Source organism: Shewanella septentrionalis (assembly GCF_025370265.1).
GTDB classification, from domain to species: domain Bacteria; phylum Pseudomonadota; class Gammaproteobacteria; order Enterobacterales; family Shewanellaceae; genus Shewanella; species Shewanella hafniensis.
The window spans coordinates 1-5,605 of the sequence record NZ_JAMTCC010000083.1 but is presented as its reverse complement, the minus strand read 5'-3'; the positions used below and the strand labels follow the sequence as shown (position 1 = coordinate 5,605).

The following is a 5,605-nucleotide window of genomic DNA, read 5'->3' as shown; positions in this document are numbered from 1 at the left end:
TGTGCCACTACACAGTCAGCCTTTTGCGAGATTAACGATTGGCTTCGGCTTCTTCCTGTAATCTTTTTTGCAGATTTTGTTTAAGGAATGCGCGGGACTTTTCGAGTGCGGTCTGGATCTCACGCTTTAATTCTTGCAGCTCGTTATAGTCTTCAAAGAAGTAAGTATCGACGAGGTGGCGTATGTAGCGCACTGGCAGTTGATTTAAGGTCACGCAACATAAGTCGGCGAGATAGTCCTCAGGAAGTTCGTCCATAAGTCCTTCATCTGACAATATTTCCATTAAAAGAACTTCGTAATAATTACGGATTTCGAGTTGCATCGTTATGCTCCATGACGGTTTTCATTGAGTTTGCTACCACAAATGGTTTGCCGCAATAAAAAGTTGGCTGTGTCTTCGGCTTAATTGTAGTGCGTCTCTGCTGTAGCCGCCGCCTATCACGGCAGCAATTGGAATATTTTCCGATTTTGCCATTGATAACACAGTTAAATCCCGTCTTAATAGCCCTTCTTGACTGATATTAAGCAAGCCGAGATCATCATTTTGATGGATATCGACCCCAGCATCATAAAGAATGAGATCTGGCTGGTGGATGCGGATGAGTAGGGCAAGTGTTTGCTCCACGGTTTCGAGATACAGATTGTCATCGCTGCCTTTGGTCAGCTCAATATCATGGTGGGAATGCTGCTTACGGCTTGGGAAGTTCTCTTTGCAGTGAATCGAGCAACTGATTATCCCTTGATGTCGCTGGCTGAGGGTTGCACTGCCATCACCTTGATGCACATCGCAATCAAATATCAGTACCTTGTGTACTTGTTGGCTCGCGATAGCATTCCTTGCCGCGAGGATAAGGTCGTTGAAAATACAATAGCCGCTGCCAAAATCGTAATGGGCGTGATGATAGCCACCCGTTAGGTGCAGGCCAATACCCTGATTTACGGCTAATGAAGCTGTGAGTGTAGTGCCAGCCACAGAATGCAAGGTACGCTCAACTAAGGCGTCACTCCACGGAAAACCAATCCGCCTGAGCGCCGCTGTTGGCAAAGTGCCCGCGATAAACTGCTCTACGTACTCGCGTTGATGCACTTGCATTACATCCTGCGCTGTCATCGCCGTTGGCGTGCAGAACTGGGCTGGTGTGGCAAGCTGATTATCGAGTAAGTACTGCCGTAGATGCGCGTACTTGGTCGTGGGGAATCTGTGGCGAGGAGGAAGCGCCAGCTTGGAATAGCTGGCGTGATAAACCAGTGGGATCAGAGTCAATATTGACTAAACCTCGTTATCGTAAGTCGTTATAGCTGTGAAATTGCCCAGCTCATAAATTCTTTACGCGTTTTCTCATCCGCTTGTAGCCACCAGTATTGCAACATTTGTTGTGGATTAGCGGCTGTTGCTTTAGAGGTGTCTACGGGGGCAGTGAGTGACGTCGCGCTAACGGTCGCCGATGTTGCCACGGGTGCTGGTGCAACGGCTACTACTGCTCCAGCTGCACCGGTTGCTGCTGCGGCAGTACCGGATACGTCAACGGCTTGATTACCACTGAAAAGGCGAGAGACGAAGCTTTCTTCTTCTAAATTGGTATTCACCACTTGGTAATTAACGTTGCCTTTGTCACTACGGGTTAATTTGATTTGTGGGTTTTGCGCGTAAACTTTAGGCTTTTTAACGACTTTGCCTTCGGCCGCTTGGAGGTAATATTGATAGTCGCCATCAACGTCTAAGGTCACGATGAAAGGGGCTGATTTAACAAAGGTTTGGCTATCGCTAAAATCATCCTCTACCATTTCATGGTAACGAATGGCGATTTTGTGAGTGCCAGGTGTCAATTCTAAGCTGCTTTTATGATTGAACACGCTAGACTCGACTTTTTTACCATCGAGTGCAAGGTACTCAAAAGACATCGGAATGTTGAGATCTGCGGCGAAGGCTGAAGCAGAACCGAGTAATACTAGCAGGCTGCTGATTGGCAAAAGTGATTTCAATTGTTACTCCTTAACGATTATTACTCTGATACGGACGTTCGATGGTTTGAATGCGATCTTCTATATAACGAATAGCTTGCCTGCATTTTCCTAGACGACGATGCATCAAAAGGATGTCATTTTGCAATTTTATTTTGTCAGTACTATGACAATTTTCAAGATTTGATTCCATTTTTGCTATTTTTTGTTCAATTTTTCTAGCCCAATTAAAATGTTTATTTAACTCTTCATAAATAGCATGGCTATTTTGCATTACAGAACTGGCAATCCAATCAAATTCCGTTTCTGCATGAGCTTGTTCACTTTTACGAGCATAGCGTGCTCGCGCATTGGCTTTTTGTTGCTTGACTATATTGATATTTGTTGTCGTAGAATTGATTGCACGTTTTACGGCGGTAAAACGGTCTTCAATTTTAGCGCAACTTAGTTCGATAGCTTGTTTCGTCACTTTAAGCTTTATCAGTTTTTCAAGTTGACAGATATTACTATGTATTTGAGTGATACAAGGAAATAGAATCGCACCATGTTGAATAAAAAGTTCATTATTAAATCTTTCAGTATCCTGTAGCAATTTTTTTTGCCATGGATTCAGATTCTTATCGTGTATGATAACTTCCTCTCTGAGCGCATCTAGCTGCTTTGTAAGTTTTTTAAGTAATTGTTGGGTGTTCACAACCATGCGCTCCATGCCAAATTCGCTGCAATCATTAGCACGATCAAAATAAACAGTGGACGAATAAAGGGCATGCCAAATTTAATCGCGCAGCGGGCGCCGATAAATGAGCCTAACATCATGCATAATCCCATCCACAAACCTATTTGCCACTCTACCTGCCCAAGCCAGCCAAAGATAGTCAACGCGGTTAAGTTGCTGGTAAAGGTCATCGCACGGGCGAGGCCGCAACTGTGCAGTAAAGGCAGTTTATACAAAGAGCCGGATGTGACAGTCCAAAACGCGCCTATGCCAGGGCCTGCAAAGCCATCATAAGTGCCTAAAGCAAGTCCCTGTAGCCATTGTTGCTTGGCGGGTGGTTTGCTGGTTGGGGCTTGGCAGTTAACGTCCGATATCGCATTGGGGCTGACTAAACTGTAAATGGCGATGCCAATGATCAGCAGTGGCAGGACTTTTTCGAGCCATTGGGTATCGACTAAATAGACTAAGAAACTGCCCAATACGGCACCAATAAAGGTGGCAATAAAGGCCATGTACCAAAACGAGGGTTTAAAAAGGTGCTGACGATAATAGGTCCAAGCCGCCATTGAAGAGCCAAAACTGGCGGCTAACTTATTGGTACCTAATACGGTGTGCGGTGCAATGCCTAAGGTTAACAGTGCGGGGATCGACAATAGGCCACCGCCGCCAACAACAGCATCGATGAACCCAGCGATAAGACCTATAACTGCCAACAGGGCCCAATGACTGGGCTCGAGTAACAATTCCAAATTTTAATCCTACTCTATGACACGTCTAAAGGGCGGTAAGGCGTCCAGCAAGGACTTGCCATAGCGTTTAGTAACTAACCGCCTATCTAAAATGGTGACTCGGCCATAATCTTGCTCTTTACGCAGTAATCTACCACAACTTTGAATAAGCTTACGTGAAGCATCTGGGATAGTCAGTTGTAAGAAGGGATTGCCGCCTTTGACTTTGACATATTCCGCATGGGCTTGTTCAACGGGTGAGGTTGGCACCGCAAAGGGCAGTTTAGTGACGATCAAGTTCGTCAGATAATCGCCGGGCAAGTCGAGACCTTCAGAAAAACTGCCGGTGCCAAACAAGATGCTTGGTTCGCCCTTATCGCATTTAGCTTTATGATTTTCTAATAATTGTTGCCGTGGCGCATTGCCTTGAATAAGTAGTTCAGTGGTGAGCTTACCTTCAAGTAATTCAACCACTTTTTCCATCTGCCAGTAGGAGGCGAATAACACTAAGGTTGCCATTTCGCCTTCAATAAGGGTGATGATTTGTTCGGCAAGTTCAGCCGTATAGGCATCATCTGTCGGCTCAGTGCGCATTTTGGGTAAATAAAGTGTCGCGTTATTGGGGTAATCGAAGGGCGATTGTAAGGCTAAATAACGACTGCCATCGTTGAGTGACAAACCTACTTGATGCACGAAATGATCAAAGTTATTGAGTGCGCGTAGCGTGGCGCTACATAAGACCACGCCCGCGGCCTTTTGCCACAGCATGGATTCCAGCATAAAGCCGACTTCGATAGGTGAAGCGCTAAACAGATAATCCACTTGTTTACCTGTGATAAGTTCAACCCAGCGCGCCATAGGTGCGCCTTTGTGCTTATCTTCCTTGGCCATCATCCTCCACAATTTCTGCAGGTTTTCGAGCCTTTGCAGCATAAATCCGGTTTCGGCCAATAGTGCTTCGGATTGATGTTTAGGAATATCGCCATCTTTAATCGCCTCGGCCAGCAGTGACAGCATTTTATTAAACTGTTTGAGGGCAAGATTAGAGGTCACTGCAAGGTTTTCGGCGAGAATGAGTAATGACTCTGGTAGTTTGCCGTGCTCAAAACGCAGACGGTTTTCAGGATTGGCAAAGTGTTTGGTCTGGGTATCGCAGTAGTGGGCCACTTGATTGAGCTGGCTGATAAGATCGCCTAAGTGATCCTGCATCGCCTGCGCGGGGGCAATGATATTGTTGCTCTTTATTTGGTTTTGTAACTTAGCGCAGGTTTTACCAATTTTTTCGAGCCAGTCGCAGGCGCCCCTCAGCGTGGCCTGTGCACTGGAGAAATCCCGCGCCACAATCGGTAAGTGATGTGCCTCATCGATAACATAAAACACGTCTTCGGGATCGGGCAAAATCACGCCGCCGCCTAATTCTAAATCGGCGAATAACAAGCTGTGGTTGGCGATGAGCACGTCCCAGGTATCGACATCTTCGCGGGCTTTATGGAACGGGCAATTTCTGTGGCTGGCGACTTGGCGATGACAGCTGTGTTTGTCGCAGGCGATTTGTTGCCACAGGTGATCGGGCAGCGGCACGGCTAAGGTGTCGATTTCGCCGTTCCAGCGACCTTCGTTATAGTCTTTTAACAGGCCATGCATCATAGCCACTTGGCTATTGTCAGGTTTAGTTTGCCACATGGCCATTTGTGTACTGTTGTCGTCACCGATGAGCATCGCCAGTTTCGATAGACACACATAACGTTGTCGACCTTTTACTAGGCCAAAGCGGAAATTTAAGCCGGATTGCTCAAGGAAGAAGGGCAAGTCTTTATGCAGTAATTGTTCTTGTAAGGCAACGGTCGCGGTGGCGATACAGACTTTTTTCTTGCTCGCTAATGCCAGTGGAATGGTACCGAGGATGTAAGACAATGATTTACCGATCCCAGTGCCTGCTTCGACCACTATGATGCGCCTATCTTTATCATAGTCGCCGGCGAGGGTCTTAGAGATTTCCGCCACCATATAGTTTTGTTCGCGGCGCGGCCTAAAATTAGGCAAGGCGGTAGCGATATCCTTATAGATGGCGCGGATCTGGGTTTTTACATTGTCAGGTAACATGCGTCACTACTTTATCGAATTAATGCTGTACATAATAACAGTGATTGCATAGCCTAAGAAACTTTTCTGCCATTTGGCGGCATTTAAATTGAGAAAC

The 5,605-nt window shown here is 46.2% G+C and carries 6 protein-coding genes; all 6 read right to left on the bottom strand.

All coding sequences use genetic code 11. The features are described 5' to 3' along the window. Positions 1-31 precede the first annotated feature (31 nt). The 6 genes from NE536_RS22325 to dinG are packed head-to-tail and all read right to left on the bottom strand — an operon-like array spanning position 32 to position 5,508. On the bottom strand, positions 32-322 hold the full coding sequence (locus NE536_RS22325) for a late competence development ComFB family protein (protein ID WP_028760452.1): 291 nt from the start codon (positions 320-322) through the stop codon (positions 32-34). 33 nt (positions 323-355) lie between these two features. After that, positions 356-1,264 (bottom strand): histone deacetylase family protein, encoded by a 909-nt coding sequence (locus NE536_RS22320; protein ID WP_261274055.1) that lies wholly within the window; start codon positions 1,262-1,264, stop codon positions 356-358. A gap of 29 nt (positions 1,265-1,293) precedes the next feature. Beyond that, positions 1,294-1,983 (bottom strand): DUF2057 domain-containing protein, encoded by a 690-nt coding sequence (locus NE536_RS22315; RefSeq protein WP_261274054.1) that lies wholly within the window; start codon positions 1,981-1,983, stop codon positions 1,294-1,296. A gap of 10 nt (positions 1,984-1,993) precedes the next feature. After that, on the bottom strand, positions 1,994-2,656 hold the full coding sequence (locus NE536_RS22310; RefSeq protein ID WP_107950184.1) for a primosomal replication protein: 663 nt from the start codon (positions 2,654-2,656) through the stop codon (positions 1,994-1,996). Further along, positions 2,653-3,426 (bottom strand): sulfite exporter TauE/SafE family protein, encoded by a 774-nt coding sequence (locus NE536_RS22305; RefSeq protein ID WP_006081148.1) that lies wholly within the window; start codon positions 3,424-3,426, stop codon positions 2,653-2,655. The genes NE536_RS22310 and NE536_RS22305 overlap by 4 nt, the downstream gene beginning before the upstream one ends. 9 nt (positions 3,427-3,435) lie before the next feature. Beyond that, entirely contained in the window at positions 3,436-5,508 is a 2,073-nt protein-coding gene (dinG, locus tag NE536_RS22300) for an ATP-dependent DNA helicase DinG (protein ID WP_131524311.1), read from the bottom strand. Positions 5,509-5,605: the final 97 nt, after the last annotated feature.

Coding starts and splice junctions, on each gene's coding strand:
- NE536_RS22325 (WP_028760452.1), bottom strand. CDS start 322: ATGCAACTCGAAATCCGTAATTATTACGAAGTTCTTTTAATGGAAATA.
- dinG (WP_131524311.1), bottom strand. CDS start 5,508: ATGTTACCTGACAATGTAAAAACCCAGATCCGCGCCATCTATAAGGAT.